Annotated in this window: 1 pseudogene; it reads right to left on the bottom strand. The window is 65.9% G+C overall.

From position 1 onward, the window contains the following. A pseudogene (locus UK12_RS43880) lies at window positions 1-384 on the bottom strand (hypothetical protein); the annotation flags it as partial.

Genomic DNA, 384 nt, shown 5'->3' with positions numbered 1-384 from the left:
AGCCGGATGGCGGGCTGACGGATAGCGGGCTGACGGATAGCGGGCCGGCGGATGGCGGGGCGACGGCCGAGTGGGCTGGCAGGCGAGCTGACGGCGGTAGGGCCGGAGGGGCGGCGCATGGTCTTGGGCTCGGGCTCGGGCTCGGGCTCGGGCTCGGGATCGGGGGGGAGCGTGGGTTCGTGCGCGGGCCCGGTCTGCTGCTCGGGCAACCCCCGTGGCTGCAGACTGCGCTTGAGTGTCTCGGCCCTTAGTTGCTGACGGGTGTTACGTAATGCGTTAGTGACAGTGCTAGTCGTGCTGGCGAACACATGCAAGGTTGAGGAGAAGTCATCAAAGGCGAACAGATCGTGCTCACCGTAGAGCAAAAAGTTGTCCGTGAATAGT

It is taken from the genome of Saccharothrix sp. ST-888 (assembly GCF_000955975.1).
Classification (GTDB): domain Bacteria; phylum Actinomycetota; class Actinomycetes; order Streptomycetales; family Streptomycetaceae; genus Kitasatospora.
Note: the sequence above shows the minus strand (reverse complement) of the source record. Positions and strands in the feature narration are given on the sequence as shown.